Source organism: Gilliamella sp. App2-1 (assembly GCF_001690255.1).
GTDB classification, from domain to species: domain Bacteria; phylum Pseudomonadota; class Gammaproteobacteria; order Enterobacterales; family Orbaceae; genus Gilliamella; species Gilliamella apicola_G.
In genome coordinates, this window is the sequence record NZ_LZGR01000018.1 from 1 (window position 1) to 3104 (window position 3104).

4 protein-coding genes are annotated in these 3104 nt (G+C 40.1%); all 4 read right to left on the reverse strand.

All coding sequences use genetic code 11. The features are described from left to right. On the reverse strand, positions 1 to 691 hold a 691-nt coding region (locus tag A9G22_RS02200), incomplete at its 3' end, for a hemagglutinin repeat-containing protein (RefSeq protein WP_141669947.1). Further along, a complete protein-coding gene (locus A9G22_RS02205; RefSeq protein WP_075508273.1) occupies positions 639 to 887 on the reverse strand; it encodes a hypothetical protein in 249 nt (82 codons plus the stop codon). The genes A9G22_RS02200 and A9G22_RS02205, both read right to left, overlap by 53 nt. A gap of 375 nt (positions 888 to 1262) precedes the next feature. Continuing rightward, positions 1263 to 1667 (reverse strand): DUF6911 family protein, encoded by a 405-nt coding sequence (locus A9G22_RS02210; RefSeq protein ID WP_075508274.1) that lies wholly within the window; start codon positions 1665 to 1667, stop codon positions 1263 to 1265. Continuing rightward, positions 1660 to 3104, reverse strand: a 1445-nt coding sequence (locus A9G22_RS02215; protein ID WP_176700212.1) for a VENN motif pre-toxin domain-containing protein, incomplete at its 5' end; no start/stop codon positions are given. The genes A9G22_RS02210 and A9G22_RS02215, both read right to left, overlap by 8 nt.

Genomic DNA, 3104 nt, shown 5'->3' on the forward strand with positions numbered 1-3104 from the left:
CACTAAAGCTGATTGTGCCGGTGTCAAGACGGTTTTTGCTCTTGTCTTTTGCTTCTGAGGCTATCACTGCCCCTTTTAAGTCGGTGTGGTTGCCCACCGTGATGTCAAAGCCCCCTTTGCCGGCAAAAATGCCCGACTGGTCCGTCACACTTTGCCAAGTGCTGTCCATTTTGGTTTGGCTTGCTGCAGCATTTGCGCCATTTGTACTCCCCCATGAAACACTGCCCCCCAAGGATGTTGAGCTGTTTTTGGAATGGTACTCATCGCGGTCTTGTTTCGATTCTATATTGAGGTTATGACCAATATCGGCTTCCACCCTATCCCCTTTGACTTGTCCCGCCACAATGTTGGCGTCATTACCGGTGATAAGAGTAAGCTTATTGCCCGCTTCAACCACGCTTTCACGCCAGTCGGTGCCATTGCCTTTTTCGCGTGATTTGCTTTGGCTGGCATTGGCTGATAGGTTAAGACCATTTTTTTCTCCCCCAACTTGATAACCCACCCCCAACGAGCCACTGCTGCTCTTTTCTTTGCTCTCGGTTTTTATCGTGTTTTTTTGACCGATGATGTTAACATTATGGTTCGCCTTGAGCTTCGCATCATGACCCGCTGACACCTGACTGCCGATGATATTGATATCACCTCGCTCTTTTTGCCCATTGCCTGTCGCAATAATGCTGACTATCTTCACTAGTCACTTTTTGATTGGTGTCAATCAGTGGCGCGTCGGTTTTTTCAACGCTATCAGGTTGAAGGATAGGGTTGGTGATCGGCAAATCATCCAATGGATGTTCGGTTGAAATGCTGATATTGCCTTTTTCTTTACCATTGTTGATGATAGCTTCAAGTGAATTTTCTAGGTGTTTTTCCATTTTGACTTCGGTCATAATTGGATCCTGCGTTGTTACCTACTTTAATTTTATAACATCTTTGCTATTACAAAAAAATCAAATAAAATCAATACTTTTCCTAACCAATTTTTTGTAAGTAAAATAAGTAAAAATCGTAACTTAATGTGTTTTTTGTGTTTTGAATAGAGGAATATATGGTGCAATGAGAAATACAGTAAACGGGATTTATTAACCATGGCGTATGAAAACAATAATGACTAAAAAGTGGTGCTAAGCCAAAATTAGCAATTAAAAAATTAATTATAAAATTTAGTGACAGTGTCAACTGTCACTTTTTAATAACGAATACTCTAATATAGGATAGGTTTGTCGGGTTACGTTTGAGCTACTACAAGTAAAGGGCGCTAGATTTTATTTCAATAGTTCTCGACTAACATCACCATGAATAAAAAATTCACTAAAAACTCTTTTAACCAAAAAAAAGTCTTGGATTACTAATGAATTATTATATGGTTCGTTTAATATGAGCATAATCTTAGAACATTCACATTGATTAAAGAATGTTCTAACCTCTAGATCACCATCCTGTAATATTGTCTCCAACATTACTAAATAATGTTGGTTATCTGAATAAAGAATCATTTTATAAGGAGTATTATTATCTTCTTGATCATTATCTAAAATGAATACGCCAGAATTATATTTAAAAATATTCAAATAATTATCTAACTCATCAATTGATGGTTTTTTGACTATCGGTAATTGAATACGTCTATTTCTCTCAAAGAAATATCCACCTAACTCAAATTTAATCATTATTTTTCACCTCTCTTATGGATTTCATTCCTGACTTCCATATATATGTCTTAGGTAATCCTGTTTTGTCATCTATAGCTTTAATTGTTACTGATTTAGCTCCTGCAGCTTGAGCTGCTACAGCTATATCACCTTTGCAATAACTACAAACATCTTTCCCACTTACATTGATATTCAAATCAGCCCCCTTGGCCAAACCTGCATCGTGAGCTTGTTGAATCGCTCCTATTTCAGCATGGGCTGTAGCCATATTTCCATTAGGATAAGGCTTACCTGAACTTATCTCTTTATTAGTTACCTTATCATTTATCAATGTAGGTTGATCTACATTTGCTTTATCTGCCGCCCGTGCTGTTTGGTTTGTATCTGTGAATTTTTTACCATTAACTTCTAATTCCGCAATAACTGTAGGTTTTATTTGATTCGTTCCCTTTCCAGCTTTAGGTGGAACAATATCATCAATATTATTAACAACCTTTCCGGCGTTTCCTGCTAATTTTGATGGTACTAATATACTGGTTAGAATTGAAGCCACTTCTTCTAGTGATCGTTGCTCTCCCTTTTGCGCTTTAGCAAAAACATCACGAACATGCTCCCACGTATCACCATTGATTAATGAAGTCATTGCGTCTGATGCAGTTTTATTAGCTTTCCCTAAATCATCGAGTGCAGTATCGCAATAAGATGCCCCCATGGTACAACTTCCTAATGCAAGTATAGCATCTAATGCTGTATCTGCAGCGCCAGCACCAAAATCAACCGCATCACCATATGACATCATTATCCCATTAAGAATTTGAGATGCTGTATTTTCACCAATTTTTTCTCTAATTTCTGTTTTCCAGTATTCAACACTGTTTTTATGTTTTTCACGAAACCTATCACCAAGTAACGAATTATTCTCAACCGCATTTTTCCCCGCCGCAACGCCAGTATTGATATCTTGAACATCACCACCCGCCGCGGCGGTAGCTAGGCCAGTCGCGAGTTGGGATAGGGCGCTGATTTGTTGTCTTTCTTCTTGGCTTAGGTCTTTGATATCTTTATCGGGGTAAAGGATACCTGCAATAGCATCCGCACTGCGTTCACTTGCGGCAGCGCCTAAGCCACCCACTAGGGCTAAGTTGCCTTGCAGCTGCGCAACCACCCCGCCCAAGATGGCATGGCTGACCGTGTTGGCAATGTGGTCTGTTTCCCATTTGCCGGTTTCAGGGTTGTAATGCTCGGTTTGTTTTTTTATGGCACTGGCAATTTTTGGTGCCAGTGCCCCTGCAACCGCCCCTGTCATGTCGCCACTAATGATGCCGTTAATCAGGTTGACCGCCATGTCAATGCCTTGACGGGTTTCACTGCCCATCGCCGACATGCCTTGATTCATCGCTTCTTTGTAGGCGTCTTCGTAGATTTTTTGTTGCTGTTCGTCAGTTAAGACCGTTT

Coding starts and splice junctions, on each gene's coding strand:
- A9G22_RS02210 (WP_075508274.1), bottom strand. CDS start 1,667: ATGATTAAATTTGAGTTAGGTGGATATTTCTTTGAGAGAAATAGACGT.
- A9G22_RS02205 (WP_075508273.1), bottom strand. CDS start 887: ATGACCGAAGTCAAAATGGAAAAACACCTAGAAAATTCACTTGAAGCT.